Origin of the sequence: uncultured Parvimonas sp. (assembly GCF_963524015.1) — a bacterium.
Classification (GTDB): domain Bacteria; phylum Bacillota; class Clostridia; order Tissierellales; family Peptoniphilaceae; genus Parvimonas.
In genome coordinates, this window is the sequence record NZ_CAURDT010000009.1 from 12,345 (window position 1) to 33,921 (window position 21,577).

19 protein-coding genes are annotated in these 21,577 nt (G+C 29.0%); 1 reads left to right on the forward strand and 18 read right to left on the reverse strand.

The features are described 5' to 3' along the window. Window positions 1-86 precede the first annotated feature (86 nt). The 18 genes from RWJ08_RS06950 to adhP all read right to left on the reverse strand — a co-directional run bounded on the left by RWJ08_RS06950 (window position 87) and on the right by adhP (window position 20,252). Window positions 87-1,490 (reverse strand): oligosaccharide flippase family protein, encoded by a 1,404-nt coding sequence (locus RWJ08_RS06950; RefSeq protein WP_313961564.1) that lies wholly within the window; start codon window positions 1,488-1,490, stop codon window positions 87-89. Next, on the reverse strand, window positions 1,466-2,767 hold the full coding sequence (locus RWJ08_RS06955) for an O-antigen ligase (protein ID WP_293440257.1): 1,302 nt from the start codon (window positions 2,765-2,767) through the stop codon (window positions 1,466-1,468). Before RWJ08_RS06955 ends, RWJ08_RS06950 begins: the two co-directional genes overlap by 25 nt. Then, complete coding sequence (locus tag RWJ08_RS06960; protein ID WP_313961565.1) at window positions 2,751-3,788, reverse strand: aminotransferase class I/II-fold pyridoxal phosphate-dependent enzyme; 1,038 nt, start codon at window positions 3,786-3,788, stop codon at window positions 2,751-2,753. The genes RWJ08_RS06955 and RWJ08_RS06960 overlap by 17 nt, the downstream gene beginning before the upstream one ends. 14 nt (window positions 3,789-3,802) lie before the next feature. Beyond that, window positions 3,803-4,792 (reverse strand): sugar-transfer associated ATP-grasp domain-containing protein, encoded by a 990-nt coding sequence (locus RWJ08_RS06965; protein ID WP_313961566.1) that lies wholly within the window; start codon window positions 4,790-4,792, stop codon window positions 3,803-3,805. 16 nt (window positions 4,793-4,808) lie between these two features. Continuing rightward, the gene (locus RWJ08_RS06970; RefSeq protein ID WP_218015457.1) at window positions 4,809-5,363 is read right to left on the reverse strand and encodes a DapH/DapD/GlmU-related protein; all 555 of its coding nucleotides are present in this window, start codon (window positions 5,361-5,363) and stop codon (window positions 4,809-4,811) included. Between the two features lie 28 nt (window positions 5,364-5,391). Further along, window positions 5,392-6,495 carry an NAD/NADP octopine/nopaline dehydrogenase family protein gene (locus RWJ08_RS06975; protein ID WP_313961567.1) on the reverse strand — a complete coding sequence of 368 codons (1,104 nt, stop codon included), beginning with the start codon at window positions 6,493-6,495 and terminating at the stop codon, window positions 5,392-5,394. 9 nt (window positions 6,496-6,504) lie between these two features. After that, the gene (locus RWJ08_RS06980) at window positions 6,505-7,593 is read right to left on the reverse strand and encodes a sugar-transfer associated ATP-grasp domain-containing protein (protein WP_293440245.1); all 1,089 of its coding nucleotides are present in this window, start codon (window positions 7,591-7,593) and stop codon (window positions 6,505-6,507) included. Between the two features lie 11 nt (window positions 7,594-7,604). Further along, the gene (locus tag RWJ08_RS06985) at window positions 7,605-8,585 is read right to left on the reverse strand and encodes an ATP-grasp domain-containing protein (RefSeq protein WP_313961568.1); all 981 of its coding nucleotides are present in this window, start codon (window positions 8,583-8,585) and stop codon (window positions 7,605-7,607) included. Window positions 8,586-8,600: 15 nt separating this feature from the next. Then, the gene (locus tag RWJ08_RS06990; RefSeq protein ID WP_313961569.1) at window positions 8,601-9,539 is read right to left on the reverse strand and encodes a pyridoxal-phosphate dependent enzyme; all 939 of its coding nucleotides are present in this window, start codon (window positions 9,537-9,539) and stop codon (window positions 8,601-8,603) included. Between the two features lies 1 nt (window position 9,540). After that, on the reverse strand, window positions 9,541-10,836 hold the full coding sequence (locus tag RWJ08_RS06995; protein WP_313961570.1) for an ATP-grasp domain-containing protein: 1,296 nt from the start codon (window positions 10,834-10,836) through the stop codon (window positions 9,541-9,543). A 22-nt stretch (window positions 10,837-10,858) separates the two neighbouring features. Beyond that, window positions 10,859-11,497 carry a sugar transferase gene (locus RWJ08_RS07000; protein ID WP_313961571.1) on the reverse strand — a complete coding sequence of 213 codons (639 nt, stop codon included), beginning with the start codon at window positions 11,495-11,497 and terminating at the stop codon, window positions 10,859-10,861. A 14-nt stretch (window positions 11,498-11,511) separates the two neighbouring features. Next, window positions 11,512-12,726 carry an aminotransferase class I/II-fold pyridoxal phosphate-dependent enzyme gene (locus RWJ08_RS07005; protein ID WP_313961572.1) on the reverse strand — a complete coding sequence of 405 codons (1,215 nt, stop codon included), beginning with the start codon at window positions 12,724-12,726 and terminating at the stop codon, window positions 11,512-11,514. A 44-nt stretch (window positions 12,727-12,770) separates the two neighbouring features. Then, window positions 12,771-13,409, reverse strand: a complete 639-nt coding sequence (locus RWJ08_RS07010) for a polysaccharide biosynthesis tyrosine autokinase (RefSeq protein ID WP_313961573.1) — start codon at window positions 13,407-13,409, stop codon at window positions 12,771-12,773. Between the two features lie 16 nt (window positions 13,410-13,425). Further along, window positions 13,426-14,094: a Wzz/FepE/Etk N-terminal domain-containing protein gene (locus RWJ08_RS07015; protein WP_009354758.1), complete on the reverse strand. Its 669-nt coding sequence runs from the start codon at window positions 14,092-14,094 to the stop codon at window positions 13,426-13,428. Between the two features lie 16 nt (window positions 14,095-14,110). Continuing rightward, window positions 14,111-15,568, reverse strand: a complete 1,458-nt coding sequence (locus RWJ08_RS07020) for an LCP family protein (RefSeq protein WP_313961574.1) — start codon at window positions 15,566-15,568, stop codon at window positions 14,111-14,113. Window positions 15,569-15,795: 227 nt separating this feature from the next. Further along, the gene (gene pflA, locus RWJ08_RS07025; protein WP_009354527.1) at window positions 15,796-16,524 is read right to left on the reverse strand and encodes a pyruvate formate-lyase-activating protein; all 729 of its coding nucleotides are present in this window, start codon (window positions 16,522-16,524) and stop codon (window positions 15,796-15,798) included. A gap of 90 nt (window positions 16,525-16,614) precedes the next feature. Then, on the reverse strand, window positions 16,615-18,861 hold the full coding sequence (pflB, locus tag RWJ08_RS07030; protein WP_313961575.1) for a formate C-acetyltransferase: 2,247 nt from the start codon (window positions 18,859-18,861) through the stop codon (window positions 16,615-16,617). 377 nt (window positions 18,862-19,238) lie between these two features. Next, window positions 19,239-20,252 (reverse strand): alcohol dehydrogenase AdhP, encoded by a 1,014-nt coding sequence (gene adhP, locus RWJ08_RS07035; protein WP_313961576.1) that lies wholly within the window; start codon window positions 20,250-20,252, stop codon window positions 19,239-19,241. Window positions 20,253-20,654: 402 nt separating this feature from the next. On the opposite strand from adhP, the gene RWJ08_RS07040 reads away from it, so the two are divergent. Next, on the forward strand, window positions 20,655-21,530 hold the full coding sequence (locus RWJ08_RS07040; protein WP_313961577.1) for a 5'-nucleotidase, lipoprotein e(P4) family: 876 nt from the start codon (window positions 20,655-20,657) through the stop codon (window positions 21,528-21,530). Window positions 21,531-21,577 lie beyond the last annotated feature (47 nt).

The window sequence follows — 21,577 nt, forward strand, 5'->3', positions numbered from 1 at the left end:
CAACTTAAAATCAAGTATATAAAAACTGCACCATTTTCTTAAATTCAAGATTTAGGTGCAGTACAAATTTTGTAATTTAAAAATATTTATCCCCTCAACAATTTCTTGATTTTCTTCTTGTTTACGAATAGAATATATATAAATAAAATCATATATATAACAAATAAAATATATCTAATAATATTATTTTTGTAAATCAACTCAAAAATTAAAATCATTGGAAAAGAAATTACTAGACAAGTAAGAATTGTCTTTAAATCAAAAAGCTTCTTATATCCCAATTTACATATAGTATTGTAATGAATTAAAAATAGTACAACATATCCTGCTAAAGTCGTATATCCTGCAGCAATATAGCCATACTTTCCTATAAAAATGAAATTCAAAACTATATTAACAATCGCTGCGACTGTAGTTCCCATTGCAACTACTTTCATTTTCTTTTCAAAAAATTCTACTTGAACAAACATCGTATATGCAAATTGAAATAAACAACCAATAATCAAAGGCGGTAAAACACCAACACCTTCAATATACTTTTTTCCACCTAAAAATAACATAACTTCAGGGGCAACTAATAGTATTCCAACAATCATTACAAAGAACAGTCCAAAATATTTAGTTGAATATTTTTTTATTAATCTTTTATTACCTTGTTTTAAATTATCGAGAACCCAAGGAGCCCATGCCTTGTTCATTGAATCCAATAGAGCATAAATTATTACAGTAATTATATAAGCAACACTGTAAATTGCAGTATGCTCTGTCCCTGCCATTTTGGTAAGCATAATCCTATCAGAAGAACCTAATACAATCAAAGATAATTGATGTGGCACTAGAGGTAAACTAAAAAATAAAGCATATTTAAGATACGATTTTTTTATAGTCTTCCCTCTTTTAACAATTAGAATATACATAAATAGTCCAATGACTACATAAGGAATGTATTGACCATAAACTCTTCCATCTAATTTATTATTACAAAGAACAACTAAGAAAACGGAAAGTAAACTTGTAGATACTACAATTAAACCCGTTAATAGTGAAAAAGCCTTATACCTATAAAAAGCTCTTTCAGTTGTTATGAAATTATAAAATGCCTCTTGAAAAAGAATAAATAAAAATATTATATGAAAATATTTTTTATCTATTCCTGTAAAAGCACTTATCTGATTACCAAAAATCAAAAAAACTATATAAAAAGAAATTGTTATTATATTCGATAAAACTAGAGCTGAAAAAGAATAACTAGGCAAATCCTCTTCGTAATCAAGTTTTGCTCTAATTATAGAAGAATGTATATCACATGCAAAAAGGATAGACATTACAGCTACCCAACTCGCAATATTATTATATTGTCCATAATCATCTTTGCTCAAAACTCTGGAAAAAATTGGTGCAGTAATAAATGCAATCGATCTAAAAAGAAAATTGCTTATCGTATACCATATTCCTGATTTTAAAACTACATTTCCTTTAACCTTTGACATACTTCCATCCTTTTATTGTTTCTATAATACTTATATAAAATAGCTATCATAATCCAAAACTCTGTTACATACCAGAAAGATAAAGATAAGAATAATTGGCAAGAAACTGTAAAGAATACTATATAGAGTTCTCTCCAAAGTCTATCTTTACACAAAAACATCTTTATTGTCTGAATTAACAAAAATGTAAGAATACCTACTCCAACTAATCCAAAACTACATACCATTTCTAAAACTATATTATGTGAATATCCTACAAAATGTTCAGGAAATACAAAAGGTCTATCTCCATATGCACCATAACCAAATACCCAGTTATCTTTTATTGCTTTTCTAACTAATGTCCAAATTTCATTTCTACCACTATCGTCCGTGATGCTTGATTCAAGTAGTTTTGTTATAGTTCTAGTTTTCAAACCAAGATTTTGGAAAGTATTTATAAGAAAATCATAAATTTCATTTTTAAATAAAAATATAAGTCCTAAAACTCCAATTATTATAGTTATTTTTTTCAAACTTTTTCTTTTATTATCAAGATGTATTGAATTAGAAATAGCCATAAAAATTAAAAATAATATTGGCAAAAACAATGCACCTCTTGAGCCTTGAAAAAATATCATTCCTATACAAAGTATGCTTAAAAGCAAGTCTTTTGGTTTTTTTTCTTTCATATAAACGTAAAGAAAAACTATTGTAGGAAAAATCAAAGTATATCCAAAACTCAAACTATATAATCTTGTTACCTTTGCTCCCACATGGTTTACGTCAACCCAATATCCACGAATAAGTCTTGGAATATAAACCGAAATAAATATCTTTAAGAAATTTAGATATGAAAAATTTTTAATTATTTTATAAAAATCTTTAGGATCATCTAAAATGGAAAAAAACAAAAGTGCATAAATAGCTGAATCCGGTCTAAAAACTCTTAACAATCCATATTCTTTTCTAAAATAGAAATATCTGTATTGAGGAAAAAATACATAATTAATTAGAAAACTCAATGCAGAAAAAATATAAATTAGGAAAAATAATTTACTATCTTTTAATATCTCTTTATCTTCTCTATAATATCTTATTAATAAAAGTATTGGAAAAGAAGCTACTGCGAATAATACAATTTCTCTAGGATTTCCTTCAATATTCAATCTATGAAGAAAAAATCTAGCTGCTGTAAGAAAAAAGTCGCTAAGTAACCATAAAAATACCAATAATTTAGGAAAATTCTCTTTAGTTATTGAAAAATGTAATCTTCTTTCTCTAATACTTAAAAGCATTTTTTAACTCCTGTAAAAATAGTTCTACTTCTTCTTCTTTTGTAGACCAACTTGTTACTAATCTTATCTCAGTATGTTCTGAATCTATCTTCTCAATTATTTCCCAATCAAATTTATCTTTTAATTTAGCTAATATTTTATTAGGAAATACAAAAAATTGTTGGTTAGACGGACTTTCAATTCTTGATTTCAAACCTAAATCTAAAATCCCCTTTTTTAATTTAATAGCTAATCTATTAGAATAAGCACCAATATTCTTATAAAGGTCACCTTCCATTAGTCTTTCAAATTGCAATCCTAATAACCAACCTTTGGCTAAAACTCCACCTCTTTGCTTTGCGATATATCCAAAATCTTCTTTTAATCTATCATTAATTATTACAAGTGCTTCACCAAATAAAGCCCCATTTTTTGTTCCACCTATATAAAAAGAATCACATAATTCAGCTAGCAACTCATAAGTAACATCAGAGCAATCAAGTGCACTTGCAAGTCTTGCCCCATCACAATATAAGTACAAATTATGTTTATCACAAGCTTTTCTTAAATTATAAAGCTCTTCTTTTGTATAAACTGTTCCTACCTCAGTCGTTTGACTTATGTAAACTAATTTAGGTTTTACAATTAGTATACCTGCATGGTCCCAATTTTGCTCTCCACAAGCTTTTTCAATATCTTCAACTGTTACTTTCCCATCTTTTCCTGTAACTTCAATACACTTGTGTCCTGTTGCTTCTATGGAACCAGTTTCATGAACACATATATGTCCTGTCTTTACAGCTATAACAGCTTCATGGGGACGTAAAAAAGCACAAATTGCTACCAAATTAGTTTGAGTTCCGCCAGAAAAAATACGAACATAGGCATTTTCATTTTTTATTTTTTCTCTAATCAACTTTATAGCATTTTCAGTATGATAATCTCTTCCATAAGGATTGTTATTTTCAAAATTATTATTAATCATTACTTCTAAAATTTCGGGACAAGCCCCATTGCTATAATCGTTAACAAAACTTATCATAACATTCCTCCGAATTATAATTCATCCAAATATTGTTTATAATAAGGCCATCTTCCCTCTTTAGTAGTAATTTGTTCGGCATCTGGGTCAGCACCAGGATTCCCTTCAACTAATTCTACTTTATAATCCTTAGTTATTACAACATCCCAACCTATATATCTCATATCAGGAACTACTTTTGCAGCCCTTTTAATCGTATCTACAACTTCATTCCAAATTGGAACTTGGAAGCCTACTATTTGAGTATTTGAATCTGGATGGAAGATATGCCAATCATTATTTTTATCTAAACCTTTAGTACAAACTATTCCAGTTTTTGGATCTACATAAGAAGCAATTCCCATATGATGAAAATTATCCGCTATTTTACCTTTCCTCCCAATTCTTAGTAATGCACCAATTATTTCAACTTCACCATTAGCTCTAACAAAAGAAACTACTCTTATACTATTTATAGAAGTATCATTAAAATCAGACATTTCCTTGCATTGATTTAAAGATTCTTCGCAAAGAATATTTTGTTTTTTATACTCCTCAAAGCATTTTTCTACATCTTCTATCTCGCTAACAGAAACTTTCTTTACTCCTAAACCAAACATTCCACAAGGGTCTTTTGCAAAAAAGGTATCCTTACCATCTAAAAATTTAATAAAGTCTGATAAGTTTGCATCTTTTGTATCTATCCAATCTCTTTGTAAAAAATCAGCAAACTTCTTATCAAATTCAGGTTTTTGGTCAAAAATATATCTATGTTCTGGATTATTTGCTCTTTGCATCATCTCTATTAATCTTCCATGAACAAAATATTTTCTTCTTTCTGGTTTTGTCTTCCAATAAAAACCATATTGAATATAGTCGAGCAAATATACTCCATGAAATTTCCATTCTACAACAAAATCAAAGAAAACTCTTATCTTCTTAAAAAATGATATATCCTCTGGTAAATTAGATGTTATATCTCTATTAAATCTTGATATTTTACTAAATAAACTTTCTCTTTCCATAATTTTTCCCAATACCTTACTTATTTTTTATTTTATAAAATTGTTCCCAAATTTCATCTTCACATTCTTTAGAAATTTCTTGTTTCGACTTATTAAATTCATGTTCTAGCTTAAATTCTGCACGTTTTTTAACTAAAGATTCAAAATCTCCTATTACTTTAGCAGGTACTCCTCCAACAACGGAATTATCCGGAATATCTTTAGTAACACAACTTCCTGCTGCTATTACAACATTATTTCCAATTTTTACATCATACATAATCTGTGAATTAGAACCGATAAATACATTATCTCCTATATCTATACAACCTACTTTTTCAGTAAATTGCCCTCTGCCAAGTCCATTTAACATATAATGTATTACATCATGAGTAACAAAATTAACTCCTGAAGCAATCCAAACATTATTTCCAATGCTAATTAAATTTGGATATAATGGTATTTTTCTTGAATTTATCATCACTCTATTTCCACATTTTCTAAAAACATTATGTTTTTTCAAATATTCAACTCTCTTCATTGGTGATTTTATAAAAAGAGTTCTTAAAATCATAAAATATCTGGAGCTCATTTCTACTCACTTTCATTTTTAAAAATTTTTATAAACAATCATTTAATATTTTTTTAATATTTTCTTCTCCAAGTCTTTCCGGTGTTCTTCCATTTGCTCTCATATCCACACCCAAAGCTGAACTTGCAATTTCTATTAAAGAAGTTGCTATTGGAGTTTTTATTCCTAAAGATTTTCCTAAAGATTCTAACATTACCAAGCCTTGAGGAACATCTTCAGTTATATATCTAGAATTAACATTTGTCGGAGCCTTTGCTCTTGTAGGCATAGAAGCATAAGCAAAGAAAACTTCTTTTGCATCTTGACTGTCATCTAGTGAATTTCTAAATTTACAAGCTTCAACATAGGACATTCTTTCTAAACCTAATTTTTCTAGAATATTCATTTTTTCATCATCTAAAGCTTCCAAAATGTTCCAAACATGTTCAGTAAAGGCATAGTGATACATACAAAAATTTTCTTTCATAGAGTCAATCATCGGAATGCTTAAGACGGAACCGATAGTATGTACTATCATATTAGGATTATGTAATCCAGCTTCTGCTACATTTTTTAAATAGTATAAAGGAAATCCTAATTTTTCCAGTTTTTCTTTGGCATATTCTAAATTTTTCACAGGATATACTCCAAGTGGATTTCTTACATTTCTAAAACCAACTCTAAATTTCCCATTTTCAATTATTCTTCCGTCAATAAAAGAGCTTTGCGCTTCAACTATTGTAATATCTTTTTTGCAATATTTTAAAAGATATGCTGTTGAAAAATATCCAGGATTTATTATAATGATTTGTCCATCAACTATATATTCAGATACTCTTTTTATAACCTCTTCATGATAATTAGTTTGAATATAGATTAAAACTATATCCATTTTTGAAATTTCGGATAAATCTCTTGTAACTTTGGAAATGCAACCCACTTTTTCTACCTTTTCCTGTTCATCAGGATTCATACAACCGTCATCTCCAAAGTCTATTAGAGTCATTTTCCCATTATTTTTTTCAAGATAATTAAAATTGTCATCATGTATAGAATTAGATGTCTTTATTAGTGTAACATCCAGTCCTCTATATGCCATATCTCCTGCAACTGCACAGCCTCCATTGCCAGCACCTACAACAGCTACTTTCATAAATTCCTCCTAATTTTGACTATATTGTAAAGTTTTTGTTATAAAAACTTCTTCTAATACTTCATCTGTTAAATCTCCAAATGTAGGACCAAAAGTTATTTGATTAGCTCCTGGAGTAACATTGTATTCAATGAAAACCGGATCTCCACTTTCATCAATGCTAAAATCCCAACCAATCAATTTAAAATGAGCTAATTTTCTATGTTCATTTTTAACTATTTCTATAACTTTATCAAATGAAGGTACAAATCTACCCTTAAATTCAATTCCTTCATCAGTTTTTTCAATCCATTCAGCTTTTCTATTCACTCCCTTTTCTTGAAGTGTTCCGTCAGGATTAATTACACAAGCATATCCTCCTGCTCCGATATTGTCAACTCTAGCTCCTTTTGCTCCAATTCTCAAAATAGATGAGAGTATATGAACTTTACCTTTAAAGAAAAATGAAATTACTCTAACTGTATTTAGAGATGATTCATTTAATTCATTTAAAAGAGCATGTTGTTTTACAAAATCTTGAGCAATAAAATTTGCTTTAAGGTCATCAAAAGCTTGTGAAATAATTTCTTTTTTTATATTATTTTCATCAAAGAAAGTTATAAGTCTTCCTTCACCACTATCTATAGATGGTTTTAACATAAATTTATTTTCTTTTAAGCAAATATCCACCGCTTCTTCTTTAGTTATCGGATTAAAATCGGCATCATAATAGACACTTGCTATATTCATTATAATTGTTCTTGGTCTTTTTATATCTCTAAACCAAACTGAATGAAGACATTTATCTTCTCCAAATCTTCTAAATTGCGGATTACTGAAATACGGAACTATAACTCCATAAAATAAATCATCAGGTATGTATCTTGGATCTAAATCATGACTTCTATCCCAAAAGATTTGATACCACATTTTGGCGGGTTTTAGCCCATATTTTTTCCAATAAGGTATGACTATTTTTTTATAGTCTTCTGTACAGTCATATCCTCCATTCATTCTTTTTAATCTTAATTTTGCAGACTTTCTGGCTTTATGTTTTCTAAAAGTTGATTCCATAAAAAAATTAAAATCATCTATTTTTTTTCTAACTCCACTTCTCACAGAAATTCTCCTTATCTAATGATTTTTACTTCATTATATTTCATCATATATATATTTTCGTCATAGTTTCCAATTTCAACTTTATTTTTCATTCCCTTTAAGTTAGAAATAATCATCTTCATGTGATTACATCCACTTTCATAGGCATGAGGATAGCCGCCACCAAATCTTGGATTTACTTCTGAAATATAGTATTCTCCGTCAATTTCAAAAATATCAATATCTATTTGTCCTCTATATCCAGCGGATTTTACAAAATCCTTAACTAGAGCAAATAGTTTTTCATCTTTAAAAGATACTGACTTATCAGTTTCACCTGCTCTCATAAGCAATTTTTTCTTTGCAAAAATCGAGCAAATTTCTCCACTTATTAAATCTATATATACATCAACTCCAAATTCTTGTCCTTTTAAAAATTCTTGAATCATTAAATTGTCAGAATTCTTAAATAATAAATCTAAAGTTTCCATATTTTCAACTTTATTAATTGCAACTGAAGCACTTCCTTTAATAGGTTTTACAAAAACAGGAAAGTCAATTTTGTTATTTTCATAGTCTTTTATAAATTCTTCTCTATTATCATAGCTTTTTGCAGTTTTATATCCATTTTCAGTCAACCAATTAAACATTCTAATTTTATCCAAGCTCATTTCACATAATTCATAAGGAGAACCTATAATTTTTACTCCTAATTCTGCAAATTTTGCTTCATTTTTAGCTAATAGAGATAGTTCGGGGTCTATTAAACTTAAAACTCCAGAAATATTTTCTTTTTTGCATATTTCTAAAATTCTTTCAATATATCCATCTGAAAAAATCCCCGGAACAATATAAAATTTATCTGCTTCATAAATGGAAGGAGCTAAATTGCTCATATCTGTTGCAATTACTTTTCCCGTTCTATTTCCATTTTCATCTACAAGATTTTCTTTAAAATATTCAATAATCTTATTTCTTGTGCCTGAACTCAAGACTAAAATATTAACTTCCATAATTTCTCCCATAAATTATATATTTTTATTTTTTAAATAATCAAAAAACAGCGGTGTTCCACCGGTATGAATAAAAAGTATATTTTTACCTGAAATATTATTTTTTTCAATATACTTCTCCATTCCATTATATGCCTTTGCAGTATAAGTTGAATCCATCGGAATTCCATAGTTTGAAATCATATTTTCTATGGTCTTAGAAATATCATCATTCATATTTCCATATCCATTTCCTACATAGTCATCAACAAATATTGTTGACTCTTCTATTAGGCTATGATTTTTATTAATTTTTTTTTCGTCAAAATATTTGTAAATACTTGATAATACAATATCTCTTCCTCTTGGATTTTTTCTGGCAATACTAATTCCGACAATTTTTCTGTTATCATTATTAATCAATTTTCCACAAACAAGACCTGCCTGAGTTGTTCCAGTTCCTGATGCAAAGAATATATAATCAAAAGTAATTCCATTTTCTTTTTCATATTCTTTTATTTCTTCATAGCAATCTACATAGGCTCTTGTTCCCAAGTTTCCATGTCCACCACCTTGAATAAAGTAAGGTTTCTTACCAGAATTTTTCAAAAATTCTAATGTTTTCTCTATTGTATCAGATACTTCATCTACAGAAACAACTTGAATTTTAGCATCAAATAAATTCATCATACTTTGATTGAAAGTCTCTTCAAATGCTTCTTTAGGACTGATTATGTAACATTCCAATCCTCTTTGTTTTGCCATATTTGAAATTATTCTACAATGATTAGAGCTTCCGCTTCCATAGGTTACAACAGAATCAAAATTTCCTCTATCAATTTCATCAAAAAAATATTTTGCTTTTCTTGCTTTATTTCCACCAAATGAAAAAGGGATTAAATCCTCTCTTTTCATATAAATAAAATTAGAATTATAATCTCCCAATCTATGAATACAAGTTTTATATTTTTTCATATTATTCCTTATCTACAACTTCAAATTGTCTAAGTCCTTCTTTGTACTCTTTTCTTAAAGTTTCAAAATCAGTGTAGTGAATGTATATATTCTCCCCAGATTCATCTGTTATTGTCAATAATTCATTAACTTTTTTTATAGTATCACACATTTCTTCACAATCTTTGCCATAAATTTTGACAATTCCCATATTAACATTTGCTCTTACGGAGTCACCTTGCCTTTTAGGCATATCAATTACTACATTATTTAATTTTAAAACTTCATCAAGACCTTCCATTTTGTCTACGACCGCTTCATGAGTGGTAAATAAATCATAAGCCCCTGCACATTTAATATAGGCATTATCTAATGGCTTAGGAAGATCAGATTTTTTATGTTCCTTTCCTAGAGCAAATTCTATCATCCATTTATAAGTATTAAATCCTGAAATTTTTTCATGAACTGCATATATTCCAGGGCCCGCAAATCTATGTCCCATTTCTAAAGCATAAAAATGTCCATCATTATCATACATTAATTCAGTCCAAGCTATTCCATTTTTACAACCTGCATCTTTAAAAACTTTAATAAGAGGTTCATTTACCTCTTCTAAATATTGTTTTAAGTGGCAAGAAGCTATATATTCTATTGAATATAAATTTTCTGCCATTCGCGGTTCGTGATGCATAGAAGTGTAATATGAAAGCACAATTTCGCCATCAGCTATTACATAATATCCTGTGTACTCTCCACCTTTTAATTGTCTTTCAACGATTATATTTTCATTATCTGATATTGCTCTAGCTTTTTTATATCCTTCAATTAATTCTTCTTTATTATTACAGTAGCTCATACCTCTGTTTCCACTTTTATCAACAGGTTTGACTACTACAGGATATTTAATATTTTTCAAACTATCTTCAGATAATTCATCATTAAGATGATAATCTTCAGCAACTCTAACACCATGTTTCAAGCATAAGTCTTTAAATTTTCTCTTATTCCTTGAAACTTCCCAAGCATTATCGCTTGAACAGTATAAAGGCAAGTCTAGTCTTTTACAAATTTCTCTGCAATTTTCAATGTTAAATTCACTAGCTCCAGCTAGAACACCGTCTATATTTTCTTCTTTTATTTTTTTTATCAAAATTTCAATATCAGTAGTGCTAATATTCCACGCTTCATCTGCTATTTCCTTTGTTGGAGAAGTTGTCATCAAGTCTGTAACTATTACATAGACACCCATTTTCTTGGCTTCTTCAACTAAGTGAACGGTACTAAAATCACTACCTAATATTAATAATTTTTTGCCCATAAATCTCTCCAATTTTGCTTATTTACATTGATTTTCTATAGTCATCAAAACGTCCAATTTTATTATCAGAACCTTGAATAATATCTGATTTTTTTACAACTTTACCAATAGTTTGAAATACAATACTCAAATCTCCAGTAAAACTAATATTATTCACATAATCTATATCATAACCTAAAGTTTCTTCCCAAGAAGATGCATTTCTACCATTAATTTGAGCCAATCCACTAAGTCCCGGTCTTACATCATGTCTATGCATTTCTTTTTCTGTGTAATAGGGAATATATTCTTCTAAAAGAGGTCTTGGACCTATTATTGCCATATCTCCTTTTAGAATATTAAATAATTCAGGCAATTCGTCTAAAGATGTGGCTCTAAGTCTTTTTCCAAAAGTAGTTAATCTTTCAGAATCAGGAAGCCATTCGCCATTTTCATCTTTTAAATCTTTCATAGTTCTGAATTTGTAAAGTTTAAATATTTTTCCGTTTTTTCCAGGTCTATTTTGTGTAAAAATTACTGGACTTCCAAGTTTAATTCGAACCAAAATAGCCACGATAATTAAAATTGGAGAAAAAATTATTATTGCAAAAAATGAAAGAATAATATCTAATAATCTTTTTATGAAATTTTCATAAACTTTTGTTTTTCTTTTCCTATCCAAAGTTATACATCCCTTTATTTGAAACAATTTCTAATAATTTTAATAATTTTATCTTGTTCTTCTTTTGTTATCTTATTATCGCTTGGCAAACAAAGTCCTCTATGGAAAATATCTCTACTAACGTCAACACTTCCATCATACAATCCATTTTTGGTAATAAAAACATTGTCTTTATATATAGGTTGCATATGCATTGGTTTCCAAATAGGTCTGCTTTCAACAACATATGTTCTTAAAGTATTCAAAATTTCAATTGGACAACTCTTTCCACTTTTCTTAACATAATCTGCCTCAAGGTCTCCAATATTTTGTTCGCACATAGCTTCTTTGTCAATGATTATACAAGATAGCCAAAAATTAGGAACTGATTTTTCTTTATCAAATGGATTCATCTTTAAAGGTAATCCTTTAAGTCCCTCTTTGTACCTTTTATATATTTCAGTTTTTTGTGCTATATGTTCTTCTAAATAAGGCAGTTGACCTCTTACGACACCAGCGACAACATTACTCATTCTGTAATTGTAACCAATTTCATGATGTTGATACCAAATAGTATCTTCTCTTGATTGTGTAGACCATTTTTTAACTTTATTTGCTAACTTTTCGTCATTAGTTAAAAACATACCACCTGAAGTCCCTGTTATTATTTTGTTTCCATTAAAAGACAAAATATTAAAGTTATTTTCTGTTCCTATAGGTTTTCCTTTATATGTAGCTCCTAAAGCTTCTGCAGAATCTTCAATTAATATCGCATTATGCTTTTTACATATAGACTTTATCTCATCTAATTTTGCAGGAACTCCATATAGATGTACTAAAATAACACATTTGACATCAGGATAAAGTTCAAATGCCTTTTCAAGAGCCACTGGATTCATATTCCAAGTATCATACTCAGTATCTATGAAAATAGGTTCACCACCTTCATAAACAACTGGATTTACCGTTGCACTAAAAGTCATATCTGAGCAAAAAACTTTATCCCCTTTTTTTATTCCAGCACTCTTAATAGCCAAATGCAAAGCTGCAGTTCCGGAAGAAAGAGCGACTGCAAATTTACAATTTAGTTTGTCAGTGATAATTTTTTCTATTTGATCGATATTTTCTCCGATAGTTGACATCCAGTTCGTGTCATAAGCCTCTTTCATATAATCCAATTCTAATCCATGCATAGTAGGGGAACTCAGCCATATTCTCCTATCAAAAACTATGTCAGTTTCATTTCCCATTTTAATAAATATCTCCTATCCGTAAATAAATAAATGCTCCTATCTTAATGCTTAGTCTTTATTTGTACTTGATTTAAAATAATTCCTAAGACATCAACCCCTATATTCTCCAATTTTGATTTAGAATGTAATATTTCTTCCTTATTTGATTTTCCAGATTCAACAAATAAAATACTTGAATCACATTTTCTTGCAATTAATGATGCATCAATACTTGAGTTTAAGTCCGGAACATCAATAATTACTAAGTCGTATTCTGAATTAATATATTCAAAAAACAAATTAATTCTATCATTTTGTAATAAATCAAGAGGATTCTTTGTAGAATCTCCAGCTAAAATAACATCAAAGTTATCCAATTCTGTTTGGAATACAATATCATAAAAATCCGTTTTATATTCTAAAAAGTTTCTTAATCCAACAAGATTTTCTTTAAATTTAAAAAGTCTATCCTTATTTAATTTTCTAAAGTCGCAATCTACGTAAAGTACTCTTATCCCCAATTTAGCAAATGAAAATGCAATATTAAGAGCATTTTTACTTTTTGTATTACTTTGTTTTATTGATGTTGCAACTATAGTCTTAAAATTCTTATTTTTTAAAATGATATTAGTCCTAATAGTATTGTAATAATCTTCTACTGTTGTATTTATTACATTTTTAGTAGATATTCTCTTTTTCATATTTTCGCTCTCCTTATTACAAATTGTCTTTAGGAATAATACCTAAAAGTTCTGTATCTAAAATATCATTTTTCAAGTCATCTCTTGAATAGATTTTATTATCAAAAAGTCTAATTAATAATTCTATCAAAACAAAACCTATTGCAGTAGCAAAAAAGTACATAAGTGATTTTTTTATAATATGTCTTTCAACTTTTTTTGGTTCGCTACTTTCTTCTAAAACTCTTACTTCTGATATCTTTAAGTCTGAAACAACTTTTTTTGAAGATATTTTTATGAAGGAATCCATTATTTCTTTCATTTCTTGTACATTTGTACCTCTTATTGTAGCAGTAATAATTCTGCCACCGTTTGAAGATAATAGAAGTTTTACTTTTAAATCTTCAAGATCAATTTTTTTGTCTTGATTTTGTTCGATAACTTCTTTTAACATTCCTTCAGATTTCATATATTCTCTAACTTCTCTACTTAGATATTGAAGATTTGAATAATTTGTTATATTTTCTTTTTCTACAATATATATCTTTGAAGTTATACGATATTCAGCAGGTGTGATAATTCCAAGATATATGATTGTCATAAGAGCAACAGCACAAGATGTTATTAAAATTATAAATCTCTTTTGAAAAACTTGGCTGAACACTTTACCAAAATCAATATCAATTTCTACAAATGATTTTTCCATAATTCCCTCTCAATATTTATTTTCCTTGTAATACACTTTGTATTTTACTTTTACAGTTTTCTAAACTTTGTTTATCAACTTCCATCATATAAAGTTTATATCCTGGCATTGCATAGGATGGTAAACCTGTCTTTCCAACTCCATTAAGCGCTTGAGATTCTATTTTGAAGTCTTCTCCTGAATCGATTTGTTGATTTACCAATTCCATAATTTCACTAACCGGCATGTCAGTTTGAACTGAAGAAGAAAGTTCATCCAAAATTGAGCTAAAATTATTTAATGCAGTCTTTGAAGTCATTTTCTTTATTATTGCAGCTATAACTTTTTCGTGATTCTTACCTCTATCTCTATCCCCATCTGCAAGATTATATCTTTCACGAACAAAGCCTAATGCTTTTTCAGAATTTAGATGAACAGTCCCTATTGGGAAGTGATAATTTCCTATTCTAGAAACAAAATCTTGATCATTATAGACATCAATTCCGCCAACTAAGTCAATTAATTTCATAAAAGTTGTGAAATTAACTCTAGCATAATGTTCAATATTTATTCCATATAAATTTTCTAAAGTTTTAACCGAAGCCTTTACTCCATAAATTCCTGAGTGAGTCAATTTATCGTATTGATTGTTTCCACCACCAGCAATTTTTACATAAGCATCCCTAGGTGTCGTAGTTAAAACAATCTTATGTGTCTTTTTATTAACTGTAATAAGAACATTTACATCACTTCTTGATACTGTAGTTATCGGACCATAAGTATCTATACCGCTTACATATATATTGAAGCTATCTTTTCCTGTAACTTCTTTATCTTTCTTTTCTTCTTTTACTTCTTCAATAATTTTGTATTCATATATTTTTTTTACCTTATCAAGATAATCAGGATAAGCATTTGCTATCAAATCTCCATGAGCTGCATTTAACACCATAACTTGAGATTTCCCTGAAATTAAATCTTCATATGCTTGTAAATATGACTTAGTATCTTGAATATTTAACTTTACATTTGCTTTTTCTTCAACTTCTTTAACTAGTTTATCAATATTCTCTTTATCCAACTCAGTTGGTGCAAGAACTTTACCTTTAACATCGTTAATACTATTCATATCACTATCTGCACGAACCAAGACAACCATAGTATTTTCAGTTACTTTTGCATTTTCATTTAATTTATTAAATAAGTTAAGCCCTTTATTCATATAATTAAATGCAAATAATGTAACTATTATAAAGAATGTTGAAATAATAGTAGTAAATATTTTTCCTTTACGAATTATATTTAACACCAATAATAAAATTAAAATAATTGCCATAAAAGCTAAAATAATATAATTAATTTTTTTGAAATTTAACAGATTATACTTAAACATAATAAATAAATCTGTAATCGTAAAAAATGACAAAATAGCAAAAAGGATCCAATTAATAATCATTAGAATCTTTCCTTCAGCTCTTTTGCCCCCAGCCTGCATATCCAATTTTCATTCCTCCTAAAAATGTATAATAAAAATTCACCTTATTATAACATAAAATTAAGAATTTTTCAACATATTTTAATATATTTTACATAAAAATTAATCAAATGTTGTATAAATATTCATAGACATGAGAACCCCAGCCTTCCACAATGCTTTGCATCGGGTGAGTTCCCGGGAACCTTGTTGTTTCACAATAAAAAAAAGTCATCAAAAATGATGACTTAGTTAAAATTTAATTTATGTCTTACATAACTTTCAAGCATAACAGCTTTTTCCTTATTCATTGCCGGTACACCTTTTAGTTTGTAATCTCTTCCAATTTCTTTATACTTTGCAACTCCCATTATATGATATGGTAGTATTTCAACTCTTTCAATTTTATCTCGATAAGGTTTAATTATTTCTATTAGTTTATCCATTGATTCTTTATTATCCGTAAAACCTGGAACCATAACATGTCTAAACCAAATTTTTCCTTTAAAATATTTTTCCACATAATCTAGAAATGTATAGAAACCATCCATTTTTTGTTTTACCATTTCCAAATAGCCTTGGTTTGAAAAACTTTTTACATCTAAAAGAATTGTATCTGTATTTTCTAAAATTTCTTTAAAATACTTTTCATTTCCATAACCACTTGTGTCAATACAAGTGTTATATCCATTTTCTTTTAATAATTTTAGAGTTTCAGCAAGAAATTCTCCTTGTAAAAGAGGTTCTCCACCAGAAAAAGTTATTCCTCCATTATCTCTATAATAGGTCTTATATCTTTTGGCTTTAGACAGCACAAAATCAGGCGTTATCTCCGTACCGCCTTGCAATGCTTGAGTATCTGGGTTATGACAGTAAAGACATCTAAGAGGACAACCTTGTAAAAAGAAAATTGTTCTTATGCCCGGTCCGTCAACAAGCCCCATTGTTTCAATTGAATGCAACCTGCCTATTACCATAAAATCACCTTTTAATTATTATAAAAAAATGTAGAAAAAACAAAGCAGGACAACCTGCTTTGTTTATTTTATCATTTACTTTGCAACTTTTTAACGACTTTCGTGGAAAGTTCTATGAATTACTTCCATTTGTTGCTCTTTTGTAAGTCTGTTAAATCTAACTGCATATCCAGAAACACGAATTGTTAAGTTTGGATATTTTTCTGGATGATCATAAGCATCCATTAAAGTTGCTCTATCAAGTACATTAACATTCAAATGGAATGCTAATTGTTCAAAATAACCGTCCATTAAGTTTGTTAAATTAACTTTTCTTTCATCTTCACTCTTTCCTAAAGCTGTTGGAACTATTGAGAATGTATTAGAAATACCGTCTTGACAGCATCCAGCAAAAGGAATTTTTGCAACTGAGTTAAGTGATGCAATTGCACCTGTCTTATCTCTTCCGTGCATTGGGTTAGCTCCTGGTGCGAATGGTTCGCCTTTCTTTCTTCCGTCAGGAGTTGTTCCTGTCTTTTTACCATAAACTACGTTTGAAGTTATAGTTAAGATTGAAAGTGTATGTTCAGAATTTCTGTAAGTAGGAGTTTTTCTAAGTTCTTCCATAAATCCTTCGATAACTTCTACTCCTATTGAGTCAACTCTGTCATCATCATTTCCGTAAGTTGGGAAATCTCCTTCAATTTCAAAGTCAATAGCTAATCCGTTTTCATCTCTTATTGGTTTAACTTTTGCATATTTAATTGCACTTAATGAGTCAGCTACGATTGAAATACCAGCTACACCAAATGCCATATATCTATGAACAAAAGTATCATGTAGAGCCATTTGTCCAGCTTCATAAGCATATTTATCATGCATATAGTGAATTGTATTCATTGTATTTACATAAAGTTTTGCAACTTTTTCTAAAACTAATTTATAGTTTGCATAAACTTTGTCAAAATCTAAAACTTCATCTTTAATTGGTTCAATACCATCTAAAACTTTGATTAAAGAACCGTCTTTTGCTCTCTTCATTTCATCAACGCCACCGTTAATAGCGTAAAGAAGTGATTTTGCAAGATTTGCTCTAGCTCCAAAGAATTGCATTTGTTTACCAATTACCATTGAAGATACACAACAAGCAATTGCATAGTCATCTCCGTGAACTGGTCTCATTGCATCATCATTTTCATATTGTAATGAACCTGTTTGAATACTCATTTTAGAGCAATAGTTTTTCCAAGCTTCTGGTAAATCTAAACTCCAAAGAACAGTCATATTTGGTTCTGGTGAAGAATCTAAATTAGTTAAAGTGTGTAAAATTCTAAAAGCAGTTTTAGTAACTAATGTTCTTCCGTCAAGTCCCATACCACCTAAAGATTCAGTAACCCAAGTAGGATCTCCAGCGAATAATTCATCATATTCAGGAGTTCTTAAATGTCTCATCATTCTAAGTTTCATAACGAATTGGTCAATTAATTCTTGAGCTTCGCTTTCTGTTAAAGTTCCTTCATCAATATCTCTCTTGATGTAGATATCTAGGAAACCACCATTTCTACCAAGGCTCATTGCAGCTCCGTTATTTTCTTTAACAGCTGCTAAATACGCAAAATATAACCATTGTATAGCTTCTTTAGCATTTGTAGCTGGAACAGAAATATCATAGCCATATTCCAAAGCCATTTTCTTCATTTCATCTAAAGCTCTGTATTGTTCAGAAAGTTCTTCTCTAAGTCTAATAATTTCTTCTGAAGCTAATTCGCTTTCTAATTTTCTAAATTCATTTAATTTATCTTCTCTTAATCTGTCAATTCCATAAAGAGCAACTCTTCTGTAATCTCCTATAATTCTTCCACGTCCATAAGCATCTGGAAGACCTGTTAAAAGACCAACAGTTCTAGCTTTTCTCATTTGAGAAGTATAAGCGTCAAAAACACCTTGATTGTGAGTTTTTCTAAATTCATTGAAATATTTTTCAATTGTTGGATCCATCTTTAATCCATAAGCATCTAAAGAATTTGTAACCATTCTGTATCCGCCATAAGGATTTACGATTCTCTTCATTGGTTCATCAGTTTGGAAACCTACAATCAATTCATTTTCTTTATCTAAATATCCAGCAGGAAAATTATTAATTCCTGAAACTCTTGTAGTATCAACTTTTACAGTCTTTGTTCTAACTTCTTCTAAGATTAAGTCTTCAGCTTTTTTCCATAAGTTCTTAGTTCTTTCAGTTGGTTCTGCTAAGAAACTTTCATCTCCTTCATAAGGTGTATAATTTAATTGAATGAAATCTCTAGTATCAATATTTTCACTCCAATTACCTTTTTTAAAACCTCTCCATGCGTCCATAAAATCATCTCCTGTATTTATATTCATTATGTAATTTATTTACTATACATATAGTATATACCCAACTAAATCTTCCGTCTGTGATTGTAATCACAAAAAGATAATTTTTCAAACATTTTCACAAAATTTTCAAGTTTATTTTACATTGTGTAAATATATTTAAATTACTACAAAGTAAAATTAATTACTTTTATGTATCGTTTTCATATTACTTACAAAGATATTAATATTTTTAACAAATTTACAACATTACTATAAAGTTTTTTAGTTTAAAATTTTTTGTGGTAGCATCATAATACTAAAAATTACATAAACATCATCTATAATATTTTATTTAACAAAAAAGGGGCCTAAGCCCCTTTATAAATTTACATATCTTACATTTTCATATCTATAACCATACGACCTGTAATAACTCCGTCTTCCATTTCTTTGAAAATAGCAGGGGCATCTTCTATTGGACGTTTTTTAACAACTGGAACAACCATTCCTTCTGCACCGAATTGGAATGCTTCTTCTAAGTCTTTTCTTGTTCCTACAAGTGAACCAATAATTTCAATTCCGTCAAGAACAGTTTTAACTATAGATACATCCATTGTTTCTGATGGTAATCCAACAGCTACAACTATTCCACCAGCTCTTACTGAATCAATAGCTTGGTTGAAAGCAACTTTTGAAACTGCTGTAACAACAGATGAATGACAACCACCTGTTTTTTCTTTAATTACTTCAACAGGATTTTCTTTAAGTCCATTTATTACTATATCAGCTCCACATTCTTTTGCAAGAGCAAGTTTATCATCGTTTATATCTACAGCTACTACATGAGCATTAAATACTTTCTTTGCATATTGGATAGCTAAGTTTCCAAGTCCACCTGCTCCATATAGAGCAATCCATTGACCTGGTTTTAATTTAGCAGCTTTTATAGCAGCATAGCAAGTAACACCTGCGCAAGTGATACTACTTGCTTGAGCTGGATCTAACCCATCAGGTACCTTAACAGCATAGTCAGCAGTTACGATACATTGAGTAGCCATTGCACCATCAACTGAATATCCTGCATTTTTTACAGTTCTACAAAGAGTTTCTCTTCCTGTATTACAGTATTCACAGCAACCACAGCCTTCATAGAACCAAGCAACGCTTACTCTATCTCCAACTTTTAAAGATTTAACACCTTCTCCAAGTTCTTTTACAATACCGATACCTTCATGTCCAAGAACACGACCTGGAACTTTTCCAAAATCTCCTTTTGCAACATGCAAGTCAGTATGGCAAACTCCACAGTATTCAACATCTATTAACGCTTCTCCATAACCTGGTTCTCTTATATCTCTTTCAACTAATTCAACCCAAGTTCCTTCTTTATTAACAACTACAGCTTTCATAAAAAAACCTCCTTAAAATAATTATTATATTTTTGTAATTTTAAAAAATCTTGATTTTTAAAATTATCTTTTTACAGCCATATTATAACTCTATTAATAAATGATGTCAACAACTTTTAACAAAATATTTTAAAAATGTTTTGGTTTATCGTATTATTGATATTTTTAACAAATAACGTCATTAAGTAAAAATATATTTTAATTTTTTGTTAAATCTAATCTAGTTAATAAATTTTTTTGCTAATAATATAAATAAGTTTTTAAATATTATTTAATTCTTAGTTTTTTGGAGTAAAGTTAATTCCTATTCTTTAGCTTTTTATATGTGAAAATATATTGATTATAAAAAATATGTTATGATATAATAGTTTTGTAAGATTGTAATAAATTTAGGAGGATATTATGTTTAAGAAAAAATCTAGTTTATTACTAGCTATGCTGTTATTATTAAGTGCTTGTTCTGCACCAGCTAAAAAAGAAGCAGAAACACCTAAACAACAAACTGAAACTCAAGAGAAAAAAGATAATGTCAATTTGCCTAATCAGGGTTTAATGGCTGTTGCTTGGTATCAAACTTCTGCTGAAGCCAAAGCACTTTATACTCAAGGCTATAATGCTGCAAAAAAATCTTTAGAAGAAAAAATCAAAAATAATACTAAAGGTGAAAAATTGGCTGTTGTTTTAGATTTGGATGAAACTGTTCTTGACAACTCACCTATTCAAGCTTATTATGCAGCTAATGGTAAATCATATCCAGAAGGATGGCATGAATGGGTTATGTACGGAAAAGCCGAAGTTGTTTATGGAGCAAAAGAATTTTTAGATTTTGCAAATAAAAATGGTGTTGGAATTTATTATGTAACAGATAGAAATGCAGAAACTGAATTTGAAGCTACTAAGAAAAATCTTTTAGAAAAAGAGCTTCCTCTACAATCCGATGATAACTTGATGTTAAGACCTAAGGGAGAAAAAGGTAAAGATGGAAGACGTAAAAAAGTTGAAGAAACTCATAAGATAGTTATGTTAGTTGGAGATAATTTGCTTGACTTTGCAACTCCTGAAGACAGCTCATTAGCAGGAAGAGATAAATTCGTTAAAGATCATGCAAAAGAATGGGGAGATAAATATATAATGTTACCAAATCCAATGTATGGAAGTTGGGAAGGTACTCTATATAATAATGATTTTAAAAAGTCTGATGAAGAAAAAGATAAACTTAGAAAATCAGCTCTAAAAATATTTAACGTTGAAAAAAATACAGTTGAGGACTATAAATAGAAATTAAATTAAAATTTTTAAAATCAAATTACAATTTTACAAATTAA

What these genes read in the sequence shown, in the direction of transcription:
- RWJ08_RS06960 (WP_313961565.1), bottom strand. Translation starts at nt 3,788, where the DNA reads ATGATAAGTTTTGTTAACGATTATAGCAATGGGGCTTGTCCCGAAATT.
- RWJ08_RS07010 (WP_313961573.1), bottom strand. Translation starts at nt 13,409, where the DNA reads ATGAAAAAGAGAATATCTACTAAAAATGTAATAAATACAACAGTAGAA.
- RWJ08_RS06950 (WP_313961564.1), bottom strand. Translation starts at nt 1,490, where the DNA reads ATGTCAAAGGTTAAAGGAAATGTAGTTTTAAAATCAGGAATATGGTAT.
- RWJ08_RS07020 (WP_313961574.1), bottom strand. Translation starts at nt 15,568, where the DNA reads ATGCAGGCTGGGGGCAAAAGAGCTGAAGGAAAGATTCTAATGATTATT.
- RWJ08_RS06975 (WP_313961567.1), bottom strand. Translation starts at nt 6,495, where the DNA reads ATGAAAGTAGCTGTTGTAGGTGCTGGCAATGGAGGCTGTGCAGTTGCA.
- RWJ08_RS06990 (WP_313961569.1), bottom strand. Translation starts at nt 9,539, where the DNA reads ATGAAAAAATATAAAACTTGTATTCATAGATTGGGAGATTATAATTCT.
- RWJ08_RS06965 (WP_313961566.1), bottom strand. Translation starts at nt 4,792, where the DNA reads ATGGAAAGAGAAAGTTTATTTAGTAAAATATCAAGATTTAATAGAGAT.
- RWJ08_RS07005 (WP_313961572.1), bottom strand. Translation starts at nt 12,726, where the DNA reads ATGGGAAATGAAACTGACATAGTTTTTGATAGGAGAATATGGCTGAGT.
- adhP (WP_313961576.1), bottom strand. Translation starts at nt 20,252, where the DNA reads ATGAAAGCTGTAGTTGTTAATAAAGAAGGAACTTGGGTTGAATTAGTT.
- RWJ08_RS06995 (WP_313961570.1), bottom strand. Translation starts at nt 10,836, where the DNA reads ATGGGCAAAAAATTATTAATATTAGGTAGTGATTTTAGTACCGTTCAC.
- RWJ08_RS06955 (WP_293440257.1), bottom strand. Translation starts at nt 2,767, where the DNA reads ATGCTTTTAAGTATTAGAGAAAGAAGATTACATTTTTCAATAACTAAA.
- RWJ08_RS06970 (WP_218015457.1), bottom strand. Translation starts at nt 5,363, where the DNA reads ATGAGCTCCAGATATTTTATGATTTTAAGAACTCTTTTTATAAAATCA.
- RWJ08_RS07040 (WP_313961577.1), top strand. Translation starts at nt 20,655, where the DNA reads ATGTTTAAGAAAAAATCTAGTTTATTACTAGCTATGCTGTTATTATTA.
- pflA (WP_009354527.1), bottom strand. Translation starts at nt 16,524, where the DNA reads ATGGTAATAGGCAGGTTGCATTCAATTGAAACAATGGGGCTTGTTGAC.
- RWJ08_RS07015 (WP_009354758.1), bottom strand. Translation starts at nt 14,094, where the DNA reads ATGGAAAAATCATTTGTAGAAATTGATATTGATTTTGGTAAAGTGTTC.
- pflB (WP_313961575.1), bottom strand. Translation starts at nt 18,861, where the DNA reads ATGGACGCATGGAGAGGTTTTAAAAAAGGTAATTGGAGTGAAAATATT.
- RWJ08_RS06985 (WP_313961568.1), bottom strand. Translation starts at nt 8,585, where the DNA reads ATGGAAGTTAATATTTTAGTCTTGAGTTCAGGCACAAGAAATAAGATT.